Below are 22246 nucleotides of genomic sequence, written 5' to 3'. Positions count from 1 at the left end.
CAGATAATATCTACCAGAGGCTCTCAACAGTGACCCGTATTTTTATTTCTTTTCTGCTGCTGCTTAGCAGCACTGTATTGGCCGATGGCGTCTGGAAAGTCAGTAAAGACAAACAGCATTTTTATCTTGCCGGCTCAGTTCATATGCTAAGCGCCCAAGATTACCCTTTACCGCCTGAATACCTGCTGGCACTGCAACAGAGTGACTCCTTAGTGCTGGAAACCGATCTAGAGCAATTATCAAGTCCCTCCGGCATACAGCAAATGATCAGTTTAAACTCTTACCCTTCAGGCGAAAACTTGTTGCAACACCTCTCAGCGCCCTTGGCAAAACAACTGGCTGATTACTGCAGACAACATAAAATACCACTGGAGCAAATCACCCGCTTTAAACCTGCATTTGCCGCTATTATGCTGACCACCACTCAACTGCAAGCTCAAGGGGCCAACGCACCCGGAGTCGACGCATTTTTGCAGGATGAAGCTAAAAAATCTGGCAAAAAGATAGCTGGCCTTGAAACTATGCAACAGCATCTCGATGTAATTACTGAGTTGAATAACAGCGGCGCTGAAACGCTGATCAATAGCACCATGGATGATCTAAAAGACAGTAGCGAAGATTTTGACGCAATGCGAAAAGCCTGGCGTAGCGGCAATCTCGAGCAGTTAGACCACTTATACTTGCACGACTTAAAAAACTACCCAGCTATTTATCAGACTCTTATTGTCAAAAGAAACAATACATGGCTGAAACAGCTGGTCGCGGAACCTAAGACTAAGCCGTTTTTTGTTGTGGTCGGCGCTTTGCATCTGGCCGGAGATCAGGGCTTAATTGAACAACTGACTCAACAGGGATACCAGATCACGCCGCTGAAGGATAAGTTATGAAACATGCCCCTTATCAATTAAGTCCAGTGACACCAGAACAATCTGCTTATTTACACATCTGGTTTGATTCACAACAAGACTTGGATCAATGGGGTGGCGAAGGCTTTCAGTTTCCCATCAGAGCCTTGCAATTTTTACAGCAACTGTATTTGCCGGGCACACAAAGTTATTGGTTGTATCAGCACAGACAACGTGTTGCCTTTGGCCAGCTTTGCGATCGTTTTGACTGCAATCATCTGGCCCGTTTATTAGTGCATCCGGATAGCAGAGGACAGGGCCATAGCAAAACACTGATCAAGGGTTTGATTGCGCAAGGTTTACAACAGCAGCCACAACGGGATTTTTCGTTATTTGTTTATCAGAGCAACAAGATAGCAGTGCAGTGTTATCGGCAATTAGGTTTTGTTGAAGCCGAACAACCTGGTATTGCCGACCCATTGCTGTTTTTTATGAAATTAGGCCACAAGCAAGCAAGACAACTATTAAAGGATCATCAGGATGCCAATCTGGGTTGATGCAGACTCCTGCCCCAAAGTATTAAAAGAGATGTTGTTTAAAGCTGCTGAACGCCGACAAGTCCAGCTCTATCTGGTTGCGAATCATAGCTTTCAAATTCCACGCAGCCCTTATATCAGAGCAGTGCAGGTTGAGCATGGTTTTGATGTAGCAGACCGTTATATCGAAGAACGCATAGCAAAGGGCGATTTGCTGATCAGCAACGATATTCCTCTGGCAGCTGCTGCTGTGGCTAAAGGTGCGCTTTGTATCACCAGTAAAGGCAGATTACTGACTCCGGACAATATCAGCGACAGACTGACCATGCGCAATTTGCAGGAAGAACTGCGCAACAGTGGTGTGCAGCTATCTGGCCCGGCGCCTTTGGGCCAGCAAGATAAACAGCAGTTCGCCAATCAGTTGGATCAGTGGCTGCAAAAACAGCCCAAAACCTCCTAATCCTGATTGACCTCTTGCCGGGCACTGATGCCTTTTACCGCAGTTTGAAAAGCTGGCGCTCGTTGCCATTTCGGTCGTATTGGAGTTAAAGGCAGTACTCTTTTACGTGCAACCAGCACATAAGAAGCGCCAAAATACCCTAAATAAGTTTCACACCATTTCTGCCAGCGGCTGTCAGGTTTATACTGTCCAAGTAAACTGGACCAGAAAAAACGTTGTTCGTACATCACTTCAAAACCCAACAAATGCAACCAGTCTTTGACACGGGATGGTGTGAAAAAACGCCCCGCCCAAGGCAATTGCTGCTTGACACCGGGCCATAGTTTCAGTAATCCGGCACTGCTTAACGGATTGTAACCACTTAATAATAAGTAGCCATCCGGCATCAGCACTCTGTGAGCTTCACGCACTATATGGTGAGGATCCGGGTAAAATTCCAGACAATGCGCCAGTAAGACAGCGTCTATTGATTGTTCCAAAAAAGGCAAAGCATCAGGTTCAGCCACTACAGACGCCTGCTCAAGGTGCTCGTTTAAACAAATTTGGTGCTTGATGTTACAGTCGGAAGTATCTAAGCCACTACTTAAACTTCCCACTTTAAGCAGATGATAACCAAAAATCTTTGGCCACCACTGACTTAGCTGCTGCTCTAACGCTTTAGCCATCTGTTCTCCCTGCGGCAACTGCTGCCACTGTCGGGGTACTGTTGTACTGTGGTAACTTAACGCAGGTTTCATCGGATACACTTCACTTTCTAACAACATCAGCTACGGAAATTATTTATGCCAGACATCACTGCTCTAGCCGCTTTTAAGGATAACTACATTTGGTGCCTGCGCCAAGCAGAGTTGGCTTTGATTGTCGATCCAGGTGATGCCTCGGTAGTGCAGCACTACCTGCAACATCAGCAGCTACAATTAGCAGTGATCCTGATCACCCACCATCACCCTGATCATACCGGGGGCATCAATGCATTAAAGCAGCATTGGCCAGATGCTATAGTTTATGCACCCGCTTTAGAACAGCAAAAAATCCCCTATGCAGATATCTGGTTACAGGACAAGGATCAGATTGCACTACCCGATTTCGATTTAACTTTTCAGGTGATGCAACTTCCTGGCCATACCCTAGGTCATATAGCTTACTATTCAGCGCCCGTTCTGTTTTGCGGTGATACTTTGTTTAACGCAGGTTGTGGTCGTCTGTTTGAAGGATCAGCAGAGCAGATGTGGCAGAGTTTGTCGCGCATTCTGACATTACCCGATCAAACTTTAGTGTACGCCGCCCACGAATATACCTTAGCCAATCTGGAATTTGCTCGCTGGGCCGATCCGGACAATACAAAACTTGCGGACTATCAACACTGGTGTCTACAACAAAGGGAACAACAGCAAGCTACCTTGCCCACTCCCTTAGCTGTACAGCGGCAAATTAATCCTTTTTTAAGGGCTGAAGATGCGGTGTTACAACACCGCTGGCAACAACACAATGCAGTGGATCTGTTCACTGCGTTACGATCAGCCAAAGATCGATTTTGATCGACAACCTTGCTTTTGAAGGCTGAGCAGGTAACATAAGGCTGATTTTTGATTTTGGGAAAAGCGAATGCTGAAAAAATTATCTGTCGCTGTAGCGGCTGCACTGCTGGCCAGTTGTGCCGTTCCAACCTCTCAGGATAAAACAGCAGGCTCTGGTGAGGAGCAATACCAAACTTCAGTTCCTGATCAATCTATTCAGGACAAAGCAGCCACAGCAGAGCAAGTTGCCAATGCTCTTTTCAAGCATAGTGCGTCATTCGAAGCTGAGGTCGAACTGGCGAAGTACGAGAATCTATGGCAACGAGTTGCCGACCAAATGACACTGCCAATACCGAGTCACGAAGATATAGAAGTCCAAAAACGCTTTTTCCTTCGCAACCAAAAGTTGTTAAAAATCGCTTCACATAATGCAGAACCTTTTTTATATCACATAGTTACAGAGCTAGAACGGCGCAAAATGCCACTTGAACTTGCACTACTTCCCATAGTGGAAAGCACTTACAATCCAAAAGCTGGTTCATTTTCTACTGTGCTGGGCATTTGGCAGTTCAGCTCTGGCACAGGTCGCAGTTTTGGGTTAAAACAAAATGCCTGGTATGACGGTCGCCGTGATGTTATTGAATCCAGTCGCGCCGCTATGGACTATTTACAATACCTTTACAGTAACGTGAATCAGGACTGGCTGAGCGCAATTGCAGCGTTCAATGCAGGTGAAGGTCGCGTGTTTGCTGCCATCAACAAAAACAGAAAAAGCGGCAAAGCCACAGATTTCTGGTCGTTAAACTTACCCAAAGAGACTACAGCTTACATTCCGAAACTGTTGGCATTAGCAGAATTATTAAAGAATTCGGAAAAGTACGCTATTCCCATGCCTTTGCTGGCTAATAAACCGCAAACCAAAGTGATTCAAATCAATAGAGGTTTGGATTTAGTCAAAGCTGCGGATTTACTGAATCTGAGAGTGGCCGAACTCAGACGTCTGAATCCAGGTTTCAAAACAACCACTGTACCCAGTTCAAGTTATCAATTAGTGGTGCCTTTTGGTGCAGCCGATGATATTGACCAGCAAATAGCTGCTTTGCCCAAAGTAAAAGTAGCCCCTGTAGCTTCCACTGGCCGCTACAAGGTCAAATCCGGTGACAGCTTAAGTAAGATTGCTGCAGCTCACAAAACTTCTGTAAAAGCCTTACAGCGCGCCAATAATTTAAATTCCAGCCAGTTAAAAATTGGCCAGCTGTTGACTATCCCAGGTTTGACTCTGCCTGACGAAACTGCAGTTACCGCTCGCTCGACGCAAAAAACCACTGCAACAGCTTCAGCGGTGCAAACTTACACCGTCAAAAGTGGTGATAGCTTATGGGAAATAGGCAAAAAGCTGAATGTCAGCACTGAGCAACTGAGCAACTGGAACAAACTAGATACAAAAGCTCAATTGAAACCAGGTCAAACCCTGACCTACGTCCCAAGCGCACCGCAACAAAGAGCATCTGAAGCAAAAACTGTAACGTACAAAGTCAAGCAGGGAGATTCGCTAGCCAGCATAGCTGAACGTTTCAAAGTAAAAGTTGCTGATATCGTCAAGTGGAATAATATTAAAACAAATAAGTACTTACAGCCTGGACAGCAACTCACTTTGTATCTGGCAAGCTAAATGAAGTATCACAAGAAGTTTGAGGTATTGTATGGTTAAATCGAGCTTGATGTTGCTCCTTTTACTATGTGCTCCCACCGCATGGGCTTATTTTACTGTGCCAGGACAAGGCCAGCTAACCTTCCTGGACGGCTCAAAACAAAGTCTGCAGTTTGGTTTTGCATATAAACAGCAGAATGGAACCGAAGTATTTCAGGCTGGAATTCAAACGCTTGAAGTTGCTGAGTTACCCTCAAAATATACTTTGGCTTTGGTTTTGCACAAAGATGAACAAATTTGGGTCACGGATTGGAGCGACAAACCTTTGCAAGCTTTTGAATGGATCCTGGGGCAATACAGCTTTAAACTCAGTAAAAACAGCGATGCTAAGTATCGGGATAAAGCCCGCGCTGGTTATGTATTGATGTTCAACAATACACCATACTTTTTCCATAAAAACATGGCGCAAATAAAATTCCATTTCAACAAGGATGGGATAAGCGAAGTGCGTATTGAGGGTATGTTTACTCCGGGTCGTTAAAAGGGGTAATACGATGGGGCTACTGTTCTCTCTGCAATTGTAGTCTGGGGATCAAGCCCCAAAGCAAGCACAGTGTTGGGGCAAGCCAGTGAAACCACCAATGCCATTCCATGGTGCGTCCCTGCGTCAGTAAGTAAAAGCTAACAACTACCTGTGTCACCAGCCCTGCGGTTCCCACATAAAACAGTACTGCATTAACAGGTTTTTTCGGTAGTTTCATTTTGCTTCACCCTTTAGCTACTCCACTACAACACAGCTTAACAAATACAAGGATCTGAAGCGACTTAAACAGCATCAACCTGTCGTTCAGGAGCTGCATGTTGGAAGGCCTCTATTGTATTACAACGCTGATAAATAGCATGGATCAGTGGATAATCTGTCATATCCAGTTGAAAACGCAACGCATTGTAAACCTGCGGCACCAAACAAAGATCAGCCAAGGTCACTGCATCCCCAAAACAATACAAGCCTGACGTTGTCTGCAAACGCTTTTCCAAAGCACTAAAACCTACTGCCAGCCAATGCTGGATCCACTGCAATTTTTGAGTTTCTGACAAAGCCAGCGGCCCTGTCAGGTAGTGCAGTACCCGCAAGTTGTTTAAGGGATGAATGTCACAGGCTATATCCAAAGCAAAAGCTATTACTGCAGCCTTCTCTACAGGGTCTTTTGGCAAGAGAGGGGAAGCTGGATAGCAGTCTTCCAGGTACTGAATAATGGCTAGTGACTGATTCAAACTCAGCTCGCCATCCTCCAGCGTAGGCACTAGTTTTGCAGGATTTAACAGCTGATAACCGGAACTGTGCTGCTCTCCGCCGTTATTGATCAGATGCACAGGACAATGCTCTGCCTCCAGACCTTTGATATTCAGCGCTATACGTACCCTGTAGGCGGCGCTGGAGCGCCAGTAACCATGTAATTTCATGTTGTGATTTCCCCTTGTAAAGCAGACACAAAAAAGCCAGCCGCCTCTGACAGAGAAATCGACTGGCTTGATGTATTCACGTCAATTAAACACCGTATTTCACCACTTTTTGTTCTATGGCACCAAACACCGACTGACCTGCGTTATCCAGCATTTCAATACGGATGCTGTCACCAAACTTCATAAACGAAGTTTTAGGCGCGCCGTCTCGAATAGTTTCAATCATACGGATTTCAGCAATACAGCTGTAGCCTAAGCCACCTTCATCAATAGAAGTGCCATAATCTGTACCTTGTTTATTCGACACAGTACCAGAACCTATTACAGCACCAGCACCTAAATTACGGGTTTTGGCGGCATGAGCGACCAGTTGCCCAAAATCAAAAGTCATGTCAACGCCAGCGTTTGGTTGACCAAACAGCTTGCCGTTTAAATATGACACTAAAGGCAAGTGCAGCTTGGCATCTTGCCAATCAGTGCCTAATTCATCTGGAGTCACGGCCACAGGACTAAAGGCAGACGCAGGTTTTGATTGAAAAAAACCGAAACCCTTCGCCAGTTCGTTTGGAATTAACCCCCGCAGAGACACGTCGTTCACCAGCATCACCAGACGGATTTTATGCCGGGCTTCTTCGGCACTGATTGCCATAGGTACATCGTCAGTGATCACTGCGACTTCACCTTCAAAGTCGATGCCGTAGTCTTCGCTGACTACTTCGATAACATCGCGAGGACCAATAAAATCATCAGAGCCACCTTGATACATCAAAGGATCAGTCCAGAAACTGGGTGGCATTTCGGAATTACGGGCACGACGCACCAATTCAACGTGATTAACATAAGCACTGCCATCCGCCCACTGATAAGCCCGTGGTAATGGCGATTCACACTGAGCTTGGTCGAAAGCTTGTTCGCCTTGCACAGAACCACTATTCAGCGCCTGATACACTTCAGACAGTTGTGGCGCAGCCACAGACCAGTGATCCAATGCCTGTTGCATAGTGCCTGCAATATGCTGCACAGCCAAACAACGACTCAAATCACGGCTGACGACCACGAGCTGGCCATCGCGCTGGCCGTTTTTCAAACTTGCTAACTTCATTTTTAATCCTTACAGAGCGGCCGGTTTAATTTTCCAGCTATTTACATAGTCCGGGTTTTCAGTGGCTAAAGCAGCGTCGCCCACCAAGAGTGCATCACGGGTATCCAGCATAACGGCCACTTCGTCGGTAAATTTCTTTTTATATTCACGGCCCGCAGCAAAGGCTTTAGGATGAGGCCCGTGGGTGAAACCCGCCGGATGGAAGGTCACCATGCCACGTTCAATATTGTCACGGCTGAAGAAATCACCAGCATGGTAAAACAGCACTTCGTCATAGTCGTCGTTATTGTGATAGAAAGGAACTTTTAATGCGCCCGGATCACTTTCAATAGGACGAGGTACAAAGGTACAAACTACAAAACGCTGCGCGACAAAAGTAGTGTGCGCAGATGGCGGTAAGTGGTATCTGTGGCTCATTAAAGGCCGGATATCACGCCAGTTGATCCGCATCACGGCTAAATCGCCATGCCAGCCAATCGCATCCAGTGGATTGTATGGATAGGTAATGACTGACACCTGATCGTGACGTTTGACCTGAACCCGGCTTTGTTTTTCGCTGTACTGAGCTCTGAACGCCTCATCTATTTTTGGTGTGTCGATCATCGCCGCATCAAAAATAGCATGATTACCGACCAGGCCTTTTTCCGGCAACTGGAAAGAGTCATTGGTCGCTTCAATCATCAACAAAAACAGCGGCTCTGTGACTTCCAGACGCCACATTGTGGATCTTGGTATGACCACATAATCGCCATCACGTAAGCTCATATGCCCATAGTCACAATAGAGCTCTGCCGCACCTTCGTGCACAAACAGCAGCTCATCCCCATCAGCATTACGCACCAAATCATTCATCGACTCTGTTAATCGCCAGGTGCGCATTTTGCAATGCGCATTGTGCAATAAAGTCGGCACCTGCCATGGCGACACGTTTTGATTGCCGGCTATGTCGTTAAAGTTATACAGACGTGGTTTTAACGGCCCTTCCCAGTCACTCCAGCCCGTAGGAGCATGGGTGTGATGGAAATGGGTAGCCGGTCCAAAAAAGCCACTACGCCCTGTTTCCCGTTCATAAATGGCTCTATCCGGGAAATCAGCATGAGCCTGGCGGGAAATTTCACCTTCTTTAATCGGAAAAGACGCCCACTTACGCATGGTTACAGTACTCCGCGACGAATTTGATCTTCTTCGATGGATTCAAACAAAGCTTTGAAGTTACCTTCACCAAAACCTTCATTGCCTTTACGCTGAATGATTTCAAAGAATACAGGGCCTATCACAGTTTGGGTGAAGATCTGCAATAAAATACCGTCTTTCATTGGTGCACCGTCGATCAGAATACGCAGCTCCTTTAACTGCTCCAGATCTTCAGTATGGCCTTCAACACGGGCATTGACGCGCTCGTAATAGGTATCTGGCGTTGGCATAAAGTCCATGCCACGTTGGCGCAAAGTACGCACAGTTTCGTAAATATTGTCGGTGGTCATGGCGATGTGCTGAATACCTTCGCCTTTGTATTCACGGATAAACTCTTCGATCTGAGATTTATCATCAGAAGATTCATTAATTGGAATACGGATTTTGCCACAAGGCGCTGTCATGGCTTTAGACACCAGGCCGGTCAGCTTACCTTCGATATCAAAATAACGGATTTCGCGGAAATTGCCTATACGCTCGTAAAAACCAGCCCACAGTGCCATATTGCCACGACGGACATTGTGAGTCAGGTGGTCAACCACCTCTAAACCCACCTGGTTTTTCGCCATTTCAGTTTGCCAGTTGTCATAGAATTTAAAATCAACGTCATAGACTGAATTCTGACCGTAACGGTCAACAAAATACAACAAGCTGCTGCCTATGCCGTACACTGCCGGGATATTGAGCTCCATAGGGCCCACCTGATTCTGATAGGCTTTAGCACCATTGGCCACGGCGTGCTTTAAAGCTTCTGCTGCATCTTTGACACGGAAGGCCATAGCACAGACGCTTGGACCATGTTCGGCGGCAAATTGTTCAGCCTGAGAATTTGGCTGACCGTTCACAATAAAATTCACATCGCCTTGTTTGTATAACCAGGCTTCCTTAGAACGGTGTTTGGCCACTTCCGTAAAACCTAAAGAGGCAAACAGTTGCTTCAGGTCTGCTATTCCCTGCTCTGTAGCTGCAGTGTATTCAACAAATTCAAAACCATCGGTACCCAAAGGGTTAATAGCGTCAAACATCAAGATCTCCAGAAAAAATCAGGCTAATTTGTGCTTATCTTGCGCTTGCAGAAAAAAAATGGAAGAGAGGCTTCATGGATGACTTAGAGACGAAAAAACGGCTTTTTTGTACAGAATAACTGACAAAAACGCAATGCCGCTCATTTAACAAGCAAAAAGACCCCAAAACGAGCTTTAGGGCCAGAAATTTGTAGAGCTAATCACACAAAGCGTATCTAAATTTTTACGCTCTTGCGATTAATACCATATTCGCGCAATTTATTAGCGACAGCTGTGTGACTTAAACCGAGTTTTTTCGCCAATTGACGTGAACTTGGATAAGCCGGATAGAGTTTACGTAATAAATCAGCTTCGAAATTTCGTACCGCCTCATCCAGTGTGCCGTCAAAGTCTTTTTCCAAATACCCAAAGTCACTGGTATAACTTGGTAATTGCATATGCTCTTTATCCAGCTCATAACCTTCCAGCAGAGTCACTGCGCGGTACAAAGCATTTTCTAACTGACGCACGTTGCCAGGCCAGGGATAGTGCTGCAGAAAATTAGCGCAGGAATCTGTTAGTTTTGGCGCTTTGCGGCCTAAGCGGGCAGCGAAACGGGCGATAAAAAACTCGGCTAAAGGCGCTACATCCTGCTTACGCTCGCGCAGAGGCGGCAAGCTGAGCGTCAGGACATTCAGACGATAAAATAAATCTTCACGGAATTTGCCTTCCTGCACCATGGCCGGTAAGTCTTTTTGTGTGGTACAAATCACCCGCACGTCCACTTTGACTTCGTTTTCATCACCTACTCGTCGGAAACTGCCATCCTGCAAAAAGCGAATAAGCTTGGTTTGCAGCTCACGCGACATCTCCCCTACTTCATCAAGAAACACTGTGCCTTTGTTGGCCTGTTCAAAAATACCTTTTTTCGCTTCACTTGCCCCAGGAAAAGCATTAGGGCCATGGCCAAAAAGCTCTGACTCAGCGACTAAGTCCGGCATAGCAGCTACATTGACCGCTAAAAAAGGTTTACCAGTTCTGCTACTGGCCGCATGACAAGCACGAGCCAACACTTCTTTGCCAGTACCGGTTTCACCCATAATAAGAATTGGCGCATCGAGCTGGGCCATTTTTTTCGCTTCACGCACTACTTTGCGCATTAAGTTGCTATGCGCATGTAAATTGTTAAAGCTGTCCTGATCACCTTTTTTAAACACCACCATCTGCTCGCCTAAACGGCTCTCAGATTTTAGGTTCAGCACAGCGCCCGCCAGAATATCTTTGCCTGAATCATCCGGCACCAGCACTGGCAATAAATCGGCTATAAAACGCTTATTCTGTATTTCTACCCGACGGGTTTGAGCCAGCACATCATCACTTTCCAGCCAACGGCTTAAATTAAAGCCTTTGACCATAGCAGTCAGAGACTGCCCCTCGATTTCACTGCGCTCCATTGACAAAGCTTCAAGCGCAGCCTCGTTAATAATGGTTACATTGGCGCGGGTATCTATTGCAACAATACCGTCAGGCAAAGTACGCAATAAGGTGCTGAGTTCGTTATGCTCCCGCTCGGATGGCATAAAAGCTGTGGTTTTGACATCATCGACGCCAGGAATGCGACGGATCTTTGCCATCAGCTCCTGAAATTTCTCGAACTTGACCGTTGGGAAAGACACAAAAATCCTTCCCTGGGCAGGATCTACCTCTATACCACGCAAATCCAGCTGATAACTGACCAGAATATTTAACACTTCCTGAGTGATCCCCAGTCGATCCTGGCAATGAATTTCTAACCTCATGATACAAAACCACCTTATGCTTTTGCCTAGTTTTCATGATACGGTAAAGAGACTCGGGCAGACCAGTATTATTTGTAAAGAAATATGCACATCCCCTTTGCACTAGCTGCAAAGCATGGATAGTCACGACAGGCAGGGTGCGAACCTGGAGGGCTCTGTGTTGGGGAAATGACGGGATGGGACAAGCCCATCCCTCAAATAGCAGGTATTAAAAAGCTAACAAAGCGTCTGTTTTAGCGGCGCAAATAAAGTCGTTTTTATGCAGACCTTTAATCGAATGCGACCACCAGGTCACAGTGAGCTTGCCCCATTCCAACAGCAAAGCCGGATGATGACCTTCATCTTCAGCCAGTTGCGCTACTTTCTGGTGAAAGGCCCAAGCCAGCTTAAAGTTTTTAAATTTAAACTCACGCTCCAATTGCAAAATGCCATCACGGGCCACTGGGGTCCAGTCCGGGATCTGGTGCATCAGTTGTGCTAGTTCTTCATCAGATACCTTGGGTGCATCGGCACGGCAGGCTTCACATTTAGCTTGTTTTAATTCAGACATCAGTGTGTTCTCAGTTATCGGCAAAGCTTAACTTGCCTTTTTTTCTTTAGGCGGAAATTTAGGTGCATGTAAACCCAGAGATCGAGCCTGTTGGACCATAGCCATCAAATCCAATTGGGATACATCAAATAAATCGTTAATTGAATTAATCATAAAATACACTGGCTGCATAATGTCGATACGGTAAGGAGTACGCAGTACATCCACAACATCAAAGACCTTACGCTCTGGCGCGTCCGATCCAATAGCGTATTGAGTTTCACCTGGTGAGGATAAAACGCCACCGCCATAAATACGCAAACCATCTTTGCTGTTTAACAAGCCAAATTCGATAGTGAACCAGTACAGACGCGCCAGGTACACACGATCTTCTTTGCTGGCCGCTAAGCCGAGTTTACCGTAGGTGTGGGTAAATTCAGCAAAAGCAGGATGAGTCAGCATGGCACAGTGACCAAATATTTCATGGAATACATCCGGCTCCTGCAGGTAATCAAACTCCTCCCTACTACGGATAAAAGTGGCAACTGGGAACTCTTTATTGGCTAACAGCTGAAAAAACCTGTCAAAACTAATCAAAGCTGGCACTTCAGTCACTTTCCAGCCTGTACTTGGCTGCAATACTGCATTAATTTCTGCCAGCTGTGGTATGCGATCCAGCGGCAAATTCAGCTTCTTCAGTCCGTCCAGGTATTCATCACAGGCCTTACCTTCGATGCAGGACAGCTGCCGCTGCATTAATTCAGACCAGATTTGATGCTCTTCAGTTGACCAGTGAATAAAGCCATTCTCATCCGACTGATGCGATACATATTTACTTGATTTGCTCATAGAACCCTGTTGTTTCGATCTTATAGCGGTTTTATCAACCTTTTAGTTGGGGCCGATACTAGAGGATTGGACAACGGCTGTTAACCCATGGCAGAGTTGACGTTCACGTCAACTCTGCTGATTTTGTAAAGCTATGGTTACAACAAAGTGTTTAGCTCTGCTGCCGCTTGCACATCAAGGCAAGAGCTTGCTCCAGATCAGCAATAATATCTTCGACATGCTCAAGACCGACAGAAATACGAATTAGGCCATCACTGATACCGGCCATTTGGCGCTCTTCTGACGTATAAGGACTATGAGTCATTGAAGCAGGATGCTGAATCAACGACTCGGCATCGCCAAGGCTGACCGCAAGGCTTAGTAACTGACACTGATTAATAAAGTAGCGGCCATCATCCAGGCTGCCATTCAGCTCAAAGGCCAACACACCACCAGCGGCTTTCATTTGTTTGCCGATAAATTTATAACCCGGATGCGATTTTAACCCCGGATAATACACCTGGCCTACTGCAGGATGTGCTTCCAGGAACTCCGCTACTTTTTGCGCATTCTGACAATGCCTTTCCATTCGTACCGACAAGGTTTTTAAACCACGGATAATCAGCCAGGCATCGTGCGGGCTGATGGTAGCGCCCATATCTTTTAAGGTAGTCAGTTTAATCTGAGTAATACGCTCAGTGCTGCCGACTATAATACCTGCCACCACATCACCATGGCCGTTCAGGTACTTGGTGGCACTGTGCAAAATCAGGTCTATGCCATAGTCCGCCGGCTTTTGCAGTAAAGGGGTCAGAAAGGTGTTATCGATCACCGAGATCAATTGGTGCTGCTGAGCAAACTGACCGATGAAATCTAAATCCAGCACGGTCAAAGTAGGGTTAATTGGCGTTTCCGCAAAAATCATTTTGGTGTTAGGTTTTAGCGCTTGTTTGACGGCGTTATGGTCTGTCATATCAACAAAACTGACGTCTATACCATAGCGGGCAAACTGATGATTAAACAGCGCAAAGCTACAGCCATAAATGGCTTTGCTGGCAATCAGGTGATCACCTTGTTGTAAAAAGGCCATAGTAGCAGCGGCTACAGCGCCCATACCCGTGGCTGTCGCTGCAGCATCTTCCATGCCTTCCAAGGCTGCAACTTTCAGTTCCAGCTCTCGTGTGGTTGGATTGCCTAATCTGGTATAAATATAACCAGGCTGCTCCCCAGCGAAACGGGCTGCGCCTTGTTCGGCACTATCAAATACAAAAGTTGAGGTCTGGTACAAAGGCGTAGCTAAAGCGCCATGTGGATTTAAACCGGTTTTTCCGGCATGGATACATACCGTATCTGGATGACTGTACTGCTTACTCATAGGACACCTGTTGCTGTATACCCTTCGTATTAGAAGCTGCAGCATTGTTGACCGCACTCCATATCATGGTGAGGATATGGTGCAACGGGCTGGGGTAAACTCAGCACCTGCAGGATCAACTGGCTACAGCACCAGTTACTTTGGGTATGTATTTACTTATTATGCGTTTTTTTATTTTATCTAAACAAAAGGTTATATCAGCGACAAGGCATATAGACATCTGACGGTCTGAAGCAGCACCGTCAGTTTTAGCAAAAACACGAGGGGATGTAGTGTTAAGTTGACAAAGGAGTAAGCTTACCGAGCAAACGCCCTACTAAAGCTTTGCTTAAATCCAGCAAACTTAGTTTCTGACTTTTCGCCAATGGCAAAGGGCGTAGCAATTGCTGTGCAGCTAAACCTAAACGAGCCACCAGCATACCGGCTATTAACCCCTGCCCCGCCCGCATTGACAGTTTACTGGTCAGTTCAGCGCCCACTACATCAGCCCCTAAATCCAGCGCTAGCTCTGAACTGCCAGCCCACAACAAAGCAGCAAATAAATGTTTAATCAGGATCAGACTACGTAGCTGTCCCAAAGAAGCGCCATAAGTTTCAGCCATTTGACGTAGTAATTTACTGGTGCGCCAAAGCACCAAAAGCATATCGGCCAAAGCAAAAGGACTCACGGCAACGGCCATGGCGGCGTCAGCGGAGGCTTGATGTATATGCTGACGCACTTGGGCGTCGGCTTTACTCAACACTTTGAGTTCAAACAAATCCAGCAGCTCCCGATCGCTATGCTCTGCTTTTTTTTGCGCTTTCCAGTCAGCCACATCCTGTTTTGTTGATTCAGGTAAAACGGCAGCGATATCCAGACAAAGCTGTTCTGCTTCACCGTATTGAACACTGGCATGAATACGCTGATGGGCTTGCTGCCAAATGCGGGTTTTGGCTAAACGTCGCCACAAGCGCCATTCCCTTGCTAGCAACAAGCTGGTTAAAGTTAATAAAGCAGCGCAAAATAAGGCTTCGAGCACAGTACTGATGCCTGGAGCTATAAAAGCCTGCTGGATGGTCGTCACAACGCTATACAAAGCTACAACCACTAACAGCATAAAACTACTGATCCCAGCCCACATCAGTGCAGAAAAGGGCTTGCGCTTTGGTTGTTCTGGTTCAACTTGTGGCTCAACCACAAAATCTGCCTGTTCAAACTGCACAGCCTTTGCCATAGGCAGTTCCGAAACTGTATCAGAGCCTATAAAGTCGGCGGCTTTGAAGCTTTTGGCTTGCTTTAAATCTGTCATGTCAGTTTATCTCCTAACAGGTACTCCAGCAGATGATCCAAACGGATATGCCCCAGCACTTGCTGCTTAGGCCATGGCAAAGGCGCCAATGACTGAAACTCAAAATGATGTTCGGTAAAAAGCTGATGATCTGGCCAGTAACGTGGCACGTCGCCCGGATAATAAATCAAGGCTTCGCCCGTTGCTGCACTAACCCCCCTTAAACAAGGCTGTTGCTGAGCATTGTGCTTCACAAAACCTGCTTCGCTGGCCTTAATTGCAGCTATCGCCATCACTTCGTAAGGACAAAGTTGAAACTTTACGCTCTGCAGATGCTGCAATAGCAGCTGCTGCAACAACAAAGTGAGCGCCTGATGCTGATCGGGCGTGACATGGTCAGCTTTACTGACGGCAAATAGTACTTTGCTGATACGGGGTTTGAAAATACGCCGCAGCCAGTGTTCAGGACCGTAATCAAAACTCTGTAAAATCAATAATAAACTTTGTTTCAGCTCTAAAAGTGCAGACTCACCGGCATTCAGTGCGCCCAAAACATCAACCAGCACCACCTGGCGGTCTAAACCTGAAAAGTACTGGCGGTAAAAAGGCTCAATCACCTGGCTTTGGTAACAGACAAAGTGCTTTTGCATCAAGTCCACCAGAGCGCCACCTTGTTCCAGCTGTTCTGGCAACAAAGGCAGGAGTTGCAGTAAAGGCGTGCCTTCAAATTCACCAGGTACCAATAATCGGCCTGGTTGATTCAAATAAGCACCAGCCACTTCACGGAACTGCTGCAGTAAGCTGCTGTATTCGCTGCACAGCTCCTGCACAAAAAGCACAGAAGTATCACTCAAATCAATGGCTTGTAATCGATGTTTAAAAGCAGCTGCTGTGGCTGCCCTATGAGGTTGAGCAAACAACAACCAGCTTTGTTCACACCACTGCTGGTAACTTTGTTGCAGCATAGGCAAATCCAGCAGCCACTCACCCGGATAATCCACCAGCACCAATTCAGTTTCCTGAAAATCCTGAAAACGGGCGCGTAAACTCGATTCGCTCTGATAACGCAAAGCTAAAGTCAACTGACTCCAGCCGACAGTCGAAGGTGGCCAGCAAGCAGGCTGTTGCTGCAGGCAATTTAAGTTTTTTTCAAAACCAAAACGAGGCAATTGTGGTAATTGATTGTCATCAATGCAAGCCCCTAACCAGCGTTTTTGCATCACGGAGAAAAATGGTAAATGAGCGCTATGACTTTGGGTCAACTGATGCACTATGGCTGTAAGCAGTGCAGTTTTTCCAGCACCACTTAAGCCGGTCACGCCCAGTCTGAGCTGACGGTGAAAGGCACGCTGTGTCAATTGTTCTGAATGCCAGCGCGCCTTTTTTAACCAATCCATGCAGTGTTCCTAGTTGGCGTCTTTTCGACAGACTCGCTCTCGAGTAAGACTATAACTTGCTGATTTCTCTGTTCAATTGAAACTTGGCAGAGGTAACATGAGTTTCCATGTCGCGTAAACGTAATTCCATACTATTAAACTGATTAACTAAGTGATGCAAGGCCGACTTAGGCACTTCACCGCGTTGCCAGACTCGGGTTTTCACCTCCACCGGCCGCTCATCGTAAGCAGGCTCAGTAATACCTTTTTTTGCTTCATGCACTGATTTTTTTTCAAGAATAAACCAGGCCGCGACGTACAAAACAGGCAACAAACCACCTAAACCTAATAACACTGAAGTAACCACAATCAACCGCACTAACCACACTTCCCAACCGAAGTAGTCTGCAATACCAGCACAGACCCCGGCCAGTTTGCCGTTGCGGTCATCCCGCAACAGCTCTTTGCGTATTTTAGTCATGTTTCTCCCTCCACTTCGGCGACTCCGCATCTAAAATCGCTTCCAGCGTTTTTATGCGGTCGGCCATTTTTTCGGCACGATGGGACAACTCATTCAGTTGAGCCAGTTCACTGTCCCCCAAGCCTTCACCAATTTTGTTTTTGCTTCTGTAGTGCATAAAGACCCACAGCGGCGCGACAAAAATCATGAACAGGATAAAAGGTACACCAATGACGTCCGTTATTTCCATCTTTAACTCCTATAACGCCTGATAATCAGGCGTTATCTTTTTTAGACATTTTAGCTTTTAATTCAGCCAGTTCGTTATCGATTTTGTCAGATGACGCCAGTTCTGCAAACTCATCTTTTAAGGTTTTTTTACCTAAATCGTAGGATTCAACCTGAGCTTCCAGTGAATCGATTTTTTGCTCATAACGTTCAAACTTGTACATAGCATCATTTAAACGTGTACTGTCTAAGGTACGTTTTACGTCCAAACGGGAAGATACCGTTTTTTGACGCATCAGCATGGCTTTCTGACGAGCTTTAGCATCTGCCAGTTTGTCCTGCAGCTGACCAACTTCATCCTGCAACTTGCTGACATGCTCGTCTAAATGACTGATGTCGGCGGCGACTGCCGCAGCCTGGTCAGCAGCTTTTTGACGTTCAACCAATGCAGCGCGAGCTAAGTCTTCACGTTCTTTGCTTAAAGCCAGTTCAGCTTTTGCCTGCCAGTCGGCCACTTCAGCTTCTAATTTTGACACTAGTCGTTGCAGTTCTTTTTTCTCTGCAATAGTTTTTGCAGAGGTAGAGCGTACTTCAACCAATGTGTCTTCCATTTCCTGAATAATCAGGCGAACCATTTTTTCCGGATCCTCTGCTTTATCTAATAAAGCATTGATGTTGGAATTTACGATATCTGAAAAGCGAGAGAAGATACCCATACTATTTACCTCTAAATGACTTATTGGATTCGCTATTACTTATTCAGGTTTCTTGCCAAGTTGCAAAAAAAAATAAACATATGTTTTATATAGATTTTATTTGAAAAACAAAAAAGCTATGCCAAGTTCAAATTATGAAATACACTACTTATTAGTTAATTTCACCACTTCGTGACTTCAGATGAGCAGAACTTTTCAGCAAGATAATTTAATAGGCCAATCTAACAGCTTTTTAAACGTGTTGGACCAGGTTTCTCAAATCGCGCCTTTACACAAGCCTGTATTGATCATAGGCGAAAGAGGCACAGGTAAGGAGCTGATAGCAGCGCGTCTACATTACCTTTCTCAGCGCTGGGATCAAAATTATCTAACCTTAAATTGTGCCGCATTAAACGAAAATTTGCTGGAGAGTGAACTCTTTGGCCACGAAGCCGGAGCCTTTACCGGTGCAGCCAAACGCCATGAAGGCCGTTTTGAACGTGCCAATGGCGGTACCTTGTTCCTGGACGAATTAGCCAATACACCTGCCATGGTGCAGGAAAAATTGCTACGTGTGATTGAATACGGCGAATTTGAGCGGGTTGGTGGCAGTCGTTCAGTGAAAGTGGATGTGCGTTTAATTTGTGCCACCAACGAAGATTTACCTTCAATGGCCGAACATGGCGAGTTTAGGGCTGACTTACTTGACCGGCTGGCTTTTGATGTGATCACTTTGCCGCCAATGAGAGAAAGACGAGAAGATATTCTGGTGCTGGCGGAGCATTTTGCCGTCAATATGGCGCGTGAGCTGGGCTTTGAACTCTTTAGCGGCTTTAGTGAAAAAGCCAAACGTATTTTGCTGGAGCATGAATGGCCAGGTAATGTGCGGGAATTGAAAAACGTGGTGGAGCGCAGCGTCTATCGCACCAACAATCCTTATGTTCCAGTGCATCATATTCAGTTAGACCCTTTTGAATCGCCGTTCCGACCCAGAACCAGAGTTCGTACTTTAGATCGAAAACCACAAATAGAACATGCGGTGGTAGCCATTCAAGAGCAAAGCAGCGATAATCAACGCTGCGCAGTGCAAGCCGTTTCAGCTTTTGATTTTAACCAACCTCAGGATTTCAAAGTATTGTCAGAGAACTTTGAAATGGATTTAATAAAACAAGCACTTGCAACTTGTCAGTTTAATCAGAAGAAAACCGCTGAAGCTCTCAATCTGACCTATCATCAGTTACGTGGTTATATGAAAAAGTACAAATTGCTGGACAGCCAACAATGATCAAAGCTTTACTAAGCCTGATGGTTCCCTGTGGCTCTGTGTTATTCCTCAGCGCCTGTCTGCCTGATATTCCTGAAACAATTCAACAAGGTATGGTTTATTGTGCAGAAGGATCGCCCGAGACATTTAACCCACAACGCGTGACTTCAGGTACCACTATTGATGCGATAAGCCAGCAACTCTACGATCGCCTTTTGGACATAGACCCGGCCAGCGGTGAATTAATTCCAGCTCTGGCAACTCAGTGGCGTTTAAGTGAAGATGGCAAAACCTATTGGTTTACTCTACGCCAGAACGTACAATTTCATCACACTGCTTTTTTTTCTCCCGGTAGAACTTTCAATGCCCAGGACGTTACTTTTACTTTTAATCGTATAACGCACACTGAGCATCCATACCATGCAGTGGGCGGTGCAGTTTACCCCTATTTTCAAAGTGTCGACTGGAGTTCGCTGGTTAAAGCCGTAGTCGCAGAAAATGACAGCACAGTGCGTTTTGAACTAAACCGTCCTGACAGCTCGTTTTTATCTAATCTCGCCACAGACTTTGCCGCCATTTTGTCGGCAGAATATGCAGAGCAGCTACTGCAACAAAGCAAAGCTGAATTATTGGATCAAAAGCCCGTAGGTACAGGTCCATTTTTCTTTAAAGAATATAAAAAAAATCAGTTTATTCGTTATTATCGCCATCCCGAATATTGGCGGGGTAAAGTAGAACTCAGCCAACTGGTGTTTGACTTGGTACCGGATAACGCCAAACGTATGGCGAAATTACTGACTCATGAATGTGATGTAGTTGCCTACCCCCGCAATGCAGAGCTGAAACTTATCGCAGAGCGGCCTGATGTCGAAGTGCAAAGCCAGGTCAGCATGAATGTTGGATTTTGGGCTTTTAATACCCAAAAACCACCTTTTGATAATGTATTAGTGCGCAAAGCTCTTGCTTATGCCATCAATAAAGACGCTATACTCGATGCTGTTTATTTTGGTTATGCTGACAAAGCTAAAACCTTACTCCCACCAACCTCATGGGCTTTTTACCAAGACTTACCCGAACAGCAGTACGACCCGTCCAAAGCAAAAGAGTTGCTGGCACAAGCTGGCTACCCCAGGGGGTTCAGTATGGATATTTGGGCTATGCCAGTGCAGCGTTTATACAACCCGAACGCATTAAAGATGGCCGAGTTAATGCAGGCCGACTTAGCTAAAATAGGAGTCAAAGCCTCAATAGTCTCCTTTGAATGGAATAGTTTCAGGCGTAAACTGTCAGAGTTTGAGCATGATTCAGTACTGATCGGCTGGGCCGCTGATAATGCCGATCCAGATAACTTTTTCCGACCTCTGTTAAGTTGCAGTGCTGCGGGCTCAGGCAGCAACAGAGCCAACTGGTGCGATCCGAATTTTGATAACCTGATCAACCAAGCGTTGTTGACCGCGGATATTAAACAAAGACGCAGTTTTTATCTGACTGCACAGCTTTATCTTGACGAGCAAATGCCCTTAGTCAGCATAGCGCACTCCAAACGTTTTCAGGCGAAAAGTGTCAAAATTACTGGGGTCACTATCAACCCTTACGGCGGTATTTCTATGGCTGCAGCGAGAAAAGCCTTATGATGCTGCACTATTTTTTACGCCGCGCTTTTTTAATCTCCTTTGTTTTTGTCGCTTTGACTGTATTGGCTTTTAGTTTAAGTTACTTGTTTCCAGGCGAAGTGCTGAACAATGTATCAGGCCTGACCACTATTGAGCCTGAGCAGCGCCAAGCGCTTATACAGTATTATGCTCTGGACCAGTCTGTACTGATGCAGTATCTGGCTTATCTAAACCGTATTCTGGATGGCGAGTGGGGCTTGTCTTTCTCCAGTCAGCAACCTGTGCTGGCTGAAATCTTTGCGGTGTTCCCAGCTACATTAGAGCTGGCAAGTTATGCACTTATCCTGTCTTTTGTTCTTGGGATCCCCTTGGGTTTGTTTGCAGCGGTCAAAGCGGACCACTTTTTCGGCAAGCTGATCTCTGGAATTACGCTGGTGGCTTATTCCATTCCTATTTTCTGGTGGGCACTTCTGCTTATCATGCTATTTTCGTTGACCCTGGGCCTGCTACCGACCGCAGGACGTATCAATGTGCTGTTTGATATTCCTACTTCTACAGGTTTTATGTTACCGGATATATTGCTGTCCGACATTAGCTATAAATCTGAAGCTATTATGGACGCGCTGCGACACTTGCTATTGCCTGCTGTGGTGCTTGCCACTTACCCAACAACTGTAATGATCCGGTTTACCCGCGATTCGATGCTCATGGTACTTGAGCAAAGCTACATAAAAACAGCGCGGGCTAAAGGCTTAAGCCGGACTCAGGTGCTCTATCACCATGGTTTGCGCAATGCGTTATTGCCTGTAATACGTCAGATTGGATTACAATTCAGCACACTGATTACACTAGCAATGATTACCGAGGTCATATTTTCCTGGCCTGGTTTAGGTCAATGGCTATTGGACAGTATTTATCAGCGGAACTATCCCGCTATACAGGGAGGCTTATTGGTGGTGTCTTGTTTAGTCATAGTAGTAAATATGCTAACTGAAATATTACACACTTTGTTTAATCCTCTGGCCAGGAAAGTCTGAG

The 22246-nt window shown here is 45.9% G+C and carries 23 protein-coding genes; 9 read left to right on the top strand and 14 right to left on the bottom strand.

Annotated elements, in window-relative coordinates; all coding sequences use genetic code 11:
* Positions 1-29: 29 nt before the first annotated feature.
* Genes EMM73_RS11550 through EMM73_RS11540 form a run of 3 tightly spaced genes read left to right on the top strand, consistent with a single transcriptional unit; the run spans position 30 to position 1841 of the window.
* Positions 30-887 (top strand): TraB/GumN family protein, encoded by an 858-nt coding sequence (locus tag EMM73_RS11550; RefSeq protein WP_186435198.1) that lies wholly within the window; start codon positions 30-32, stop codon positions 885-887.
* Positions 884-1402: a GNAT family N-acetyltransferase gene (locus EMM73_RS11545; RefSeq protein ID WP_127686584.1), complete on the top strand. Its 519-nt coding sequence runs from the start codon at positions 884-886 to the stop codon at positions 1400-1402. The genes EMM73_RS11550 and EMM73_RS11545 overlap by 4 nt, the downstream gene beginning before the upstream one ends.
* Positions 1386-1841, top strand: coding sequence for a YaiI/YqxD family protein (locus EMM73_RS11540; protein WP_127686583.1), 456 nt, complete (start codon positions 1386-1388; stop codon positions 1839-1841). Before EMM73_RS11545 ends, EMM73_RS11540 begins: the two co-directional genes overlap by 17 nt.
* Here EMM73_RS11540 and EMM73_RS11535 read toward each other — a convergent pair.
* On the bottom strand, positions 1838-2605 hold the full coding sequence (locus tag EMM73_RS11535; RefSeq protein ID WP_261373388.1) for a class I SAM-dependent methyltransferase: 768 nt from the start codon (positions 2603-2605) through the stop codon (positions 1838-1840). The two genes, EMM73_RS11540 and EMM73_RS11535, sit on opposite strands and share 4 nt — an antisense overlap.
* Before the next feature lie 18 nt (positions 2606-2623).
* On the opposite strand from EMM73_RS11535, the gene gloB reads away from it, so the two are divergent.
* From gloB to EMM73_RS11520, 3 genes are all read left to right on the top strand, one after another.
* Positions 2624-3379, top strand: a complete 756-nt coding sequence (gloB, locus tag EMM73_RS11530; RefSeq protein ID WP_127686582.1) for a hydroxyacylglutathione hydrolase — start codon at positions 2624-2626, stop codon at positions 3377-3379.
* A 67-nt stretch (positions 3380-3446) separates the two neighbouring features.
* A complete protein-coding gene (locus EMM73_RS11525; RefSeq protein ID WP_127686581.1) occupies positions 3447-5030 on the top strand; it encodes a lytic transglycosylase in 1584 nt (527 codons plus the stop codon).
* Positions 5031-5061: 31 nt separating this feature from the next.
* Positions 5062-5550: a hypothetical protein gene (locus tag EMM73_RS11520; RefSeq protein WP_127686580.1), complete on the top strand. Its 489-nt coding sequence runs from the start codon at positions 5062-5064 to the stop codon at positions 5548-5550.
* 284 nt (positions 5551-5834) lie between these two features.
* Here EMM73_RS11520 and maiA read toward each other — a convergent pair whose 3' ends face one another.
* The 13 genes from maiA to pspA all read right to left on the bottom strand — a co-directional run bounded on the left by maiA (position 5835) and on the right by pspA (position 18352).
* On the bottom strand, positions 5835-6473 hold the full coding sequence (gene maiA, locus EMM73_RS11515; RefSeq protein WP_127686579.1) for a maleylacetoacetate isomerase: 639 nt from the start codon (positions 6471-6473) through the stop codon (positions 5835-5837).
* An 85-nt stretch (positions 6474-6558) separates the two neighbouring features.
* Positions 6559-7575 carry a fumarylacetoacetate hydrolase family protein gene (locus EMM73_RS11510; RefSeq protein ID WP_127686578.1) on the bottom strand — a complete coding sequence of 339 codons (1017 nt, stop codon included), beginning with the start codon at positions 7573-7575 and terminating at the stop codon, positions 6559-6561.
* Positions 7576-7584: 9 nt separating this feature from the next.
* Positions 7585-8727, bottom strand: coding sequence for a homogentisate 1,2-dioxygenase (locus tag EMM73_RS11505; RefSeq protein WP_127686577.1), 1143 nt, complete (start codon positions 8725-8727; stop codon positions 7585-7587).
* Positions 8728-8729: 2 nt separating this feature from the next.
* Entirely contained in the window at positions 8730-9794 is a 1065-nt protein-coding gene (hppD, locus tag EMM73_RS11500; RefSeq protein ID WP_127686576.1) for a 4-hydroxyphenylpyruvate dioxygenase, read from the bottom strand.
* A 215-nt stretch (positions 9795-10009) separates the two neighbouring features.
* Positions 10010-11572: a transcriptional regulator TyrR gene (tyrR, locus tag EMM73_RS11495; RefSeq protein ID WP_127686575.1), complete on the bottom strand. Its 1563-nt coding sequence runs from the start codon at positions 11570-11572 to the stop codon at positions 10010-10012.
* Between the two features lie 208 nt (positions 11573-11780).
* Positions 11781-12122: a 4a-hydroxytetrahydrobiopterin dehydratase gene (locus EMM73_RS11490; RefSeq protein WP_127686574.1), complete on the bottom strand. Its 342-nt coding sequence runs from the start codon at positions 12120-12122 to the stop codon at positions 11781-11783.
* 27 nt (positions 12123-12149) lie between these two features.
* Positions 12150-12950: a phenylalanine 4-monooxygenase gene (gene phhA, locus EMM73_RS11485; RefSeq protein WP_127686573.1), complete on the bottom strand. Its 801-nt coding sequence runs from the start codon at positions 12948-12950 to the stop codon at positions 12150-12152.
* A 151-nt stretch (positions 12951-13101) separates the two neighbouring features.
* Positions 13102-14304: a methionine gamma-lyase gene (megL, locus tag EMM73_RS11480; protein ID WP_127686572.1), complete on the bottom strand. Its 1203-nt coding sequence runs from the start codon at positions 14302-14304 to the stop codon at positions 13102-13104.
* Positions 14305-14579: 275 nt separating this feature from the next.
* The gene (locus EMM73_RS11475) at positions 14580-15593 is read right to left on the bottom strand and encodes a TIGR01620 family protein (protein WP_222422651.1); all 1014 of its coding nucleotides are present in this window, start codon (positions 15591-15593) and stop codon (positions 14580-14582) included.
* A complete protein-coding gene (locus EMM73_RS11470) occupies positions 15590-16969 on the bottom strand; it encodes a YcjX family protein (RefSeq protein WP_127686571.1) in 1380 nt (459 codons plus the stop codon). The genes EMM73_RS11475 and EMM73_RS11470 overlap by 4 nt, the downstream gene beginning before the upstream one ends.
* Before the next feature lie 49 nt (positions 16970-17018).
* Positions 17019-17429 (bottom strand): envelope stress response membrane protein PspC, encoded by a 411-nt coding sequence (pspC, locus tag EMM73_RS11465; protein ID WP_127686570.1) that lies wholly within the window; start codon positions 17427-17429, stop codon positions 17019-17021.
* The gene (pspB, locus tag EMM73_RS11460; protein ID WP_127686569.1) at positions 17422-17658 is read right to left on the bottom strand and encodes an envelope stress response membrane protein PspB; all 237 of its coding nucleotides are present in this window, start codon (positions 17656-17658) and stop codon (positions 17422-17424) included. The genes pspC and pspB overlap by 8 nt, the downstream gene beginning before the upstream one ends.
* A 25-nt stretch (positions 17659-17683) precedes the next feature.
* On the bottom strand, positions 17684-18352 hold the full coding sequence (gene pspA / locus EMM73_RS11455; protein WP_127686568.1) for a phage shock protein PspA: 669 nt from the start codon (positions 18350-18352) through the stop codon (positions 17684-17686).
* A gap of 181 nt (positions 18353-18533) precedes the next feature.
* Here pspA and pspF point away from each other — a divergent pair, with 181 nt between their 5' ends.
* Genes pspF through EMM73_RS11440 form a run of 3 tightly spaced genes read left to right on the top strand, consistent with a single transcriptional unit; the run spans position 18534 to position 22245 of the window.
* Positions 18534-19616, top strand: a complete 1083-nt coding sequence (pspF, locus tag EMM73_RS11450; protein WP_127686567.1) for a phage shock protein operon transcriptional activator — start codon at positions 18534-18536, stop codon at positions 19614-19616.
* The gene (gene sapA / locus EMM73_RS11445; protein WP_127686566.1) at positions 19613-21229 is read left to right on the top strand and encodes an ABC transporter substrate-binding protein SapA; all 1617 of its coding nucleotides are present in this window, start codon (positions 19613-19615) and stop codon (positions 21227-21229) included. Before pspF ends, sapA begins: the two co-directional genes overlap by 4 nt.
* Positions 21226-22245: an ABC transporter permease gene (locus EMM73_RS11440; protein WP_186435197.1), complete on the top strand. Its 1020-nt coding sequence runs from the start codon at positions 21226-21228 to the stop codon at positions 22243-22245. The genes sapA and EMM73_RS11440 overlap by 4 nt, the downstream gene beginning before the upstream one ends.
* Position 22246: the final 1 nt, after the last annotated feature.

Source organism: Rheinheimera sediminis, from assembly GCF_004005375.1.
GTDB lineage: Bacteria > Pseudomonadota > Gammaproteobacteria > Enterobacterales > Alteromonadaceae > Pararheinheimera.
This window is presented reverse-complemented; position numbering and strand designations above follow the sequence as displayed.

Excerpts from the sequence above, each read along its gene's own strand:
- EMM73_RS11545 (WP_127686584.1), top strand. The coding sequence starts at position 884 with ATGAAACATGCCCCTTATCAATTAAGTCCAGTGACACCAGAACAATCT.
- EMM73_RS11540 (WP_127686583.1), top strand. The coding sequence starts at position 1,386 with ATGCCAATCTGGGTTGATGCAGACTCCTGCCCCAAAGTATTAAAAGAG.
- EMM73_RS11535 (WP_261373388.1), bottom strand. The coding sequence starts at position 2,605 with ATGTTGTTAGAAAGTGAAGTGTATCCGATGAAACCTGCGTTAAGTTAC.
- gloB (WP_127686582.1), top strand. The coding sequence starts at position 2,624 with ATGCCAGACATCACTGCTCTAGCCGCTTTTAAGGATAACTACATTTGG.
- EMM73_RS11525 (WP_127686581.1), top strand. The coding sequence starts at position 3,447 with ATGCTGAAAAAATTATCTGTCGCTGTAGCGGCTGCACTGCTGGCCAGT.
- EMM73_RS11520 (WP_127686580.1), top strand. The coding sequence starts at position 5,062 with ATGGTTAAATCGAGCTTGATGTTGCTCCTTTTACTATGTGCTCCCACC.
- maiA (WP_127686579.1), bottom strand. The coding sequence starts at position 6,473 with ATGAAATTACATGGTTACTGGCGCTCCAGCGCCGCCTACAGGGTACGT.
- EMM73_RS11510 (WP_127686578.1), bottom strand. The coding sequence starts at position 7,575 with ATGAAGTTAGCAAGTTTGAAAAACGGCCAGCGCGATGGCCAGCTCGTG.
- EMM73_RS11505 (WP_127686577.1), bottom strand. The coding sequence starts at position 8,727 with ATGCGTAAGTGGGCGTCTTTTCCGATTAAAGAAGGTGAAATTTCCCGC.
- hppD (WP_127686576.1), bottom strand. The coding sequence starts at position 9,794 with ATGTTTGACGCTATTAACCCTTTGGGTACCGATGGTTTTGAATTTGTT.
- tyrR (WP_127686575.1), bottom strand. The coding sequence starts at position 11,572 with ATGAGGTTAGAAATTCATTGCCAGGATCGACTGGGGATCACTCAGGAA.
- EMM73_RS11490 (WP_127686574.1), bottom strand. The coding sequence starts at position 12,122 with ATGTCTGAATTAAAACAAGCTAAATGTGAAGCCTGCCGTGCCGATGCA.
- phhA (WP_127686573.1), bottom strand. The coding sequence starts at position 12,950 with ATGAGCAAATCAAGTAAATATGTATCGCATCAGTCGGATGAGAATGGC.
- megL (WP_127686572.1), bottom strand. The coding sequence starts at position 14,304 with ATGAGTAAGCAGTACAGTCATCCAGATACGGTATGTATCCATGCCGGA.
- EMM73_RS11475 (WP_222422651.1), bottom strand. The coding sequence starts at position 15,593 with ATGACAGATTTAAAGCAAGCCAAAAGCTTCAAAGCCGCCGACTTTATA.
- EMM73_RS11470 (WP_127686571.1), bottom strand. The coding sequence starts at position 16,969 with ATGGATTGGTTAAAAAAGGCGCGCTGGCATTCAGAACAATTGACACAG.
- pspC (WP_127686570.1), bottom strand. The coding sequence starts at position 17,429 with ATGACTAAAATACGCAAAGAGCTGTTGCGGGATGACCGCAACGGCAAA.
- pspB (WP_127686569.1), bottom strand. The coding sequence starts at position 17,658 with ATGGAAATAACGGACGTCATTGGTGTACCTTTTATCCTGTTCATGATT.
- pspA (WP_127686568.1), bottom strand. The coding sequence starts at position 18,352 with ATGGGTATCTTCTCTCGCTTTTCAGATATCGTAAATTCCAACATCAAT.
- pspF (WP_127686567.1), top strand. The coding sequence starts at position 18,534 with ATGAGCAGAACTTTTCAGCAAGATAATTTAATAGGCCAATCTAACAGC.
- sapA (WP_127686566.1), top strand. The coding sequence starts at position 19,613 with ATGATCAAAGCTTTACTAAGCCTGATGGTTCCCTGTGGCTCTGTGTTA.
- EMM73_RS11440 (WP_186435197.1), top strand. The coding sequence starts at position 21,226 with ATGATGCTGCACTATTTTTTACGCCGCGCTTTTTTAATCTCCTTTGTT.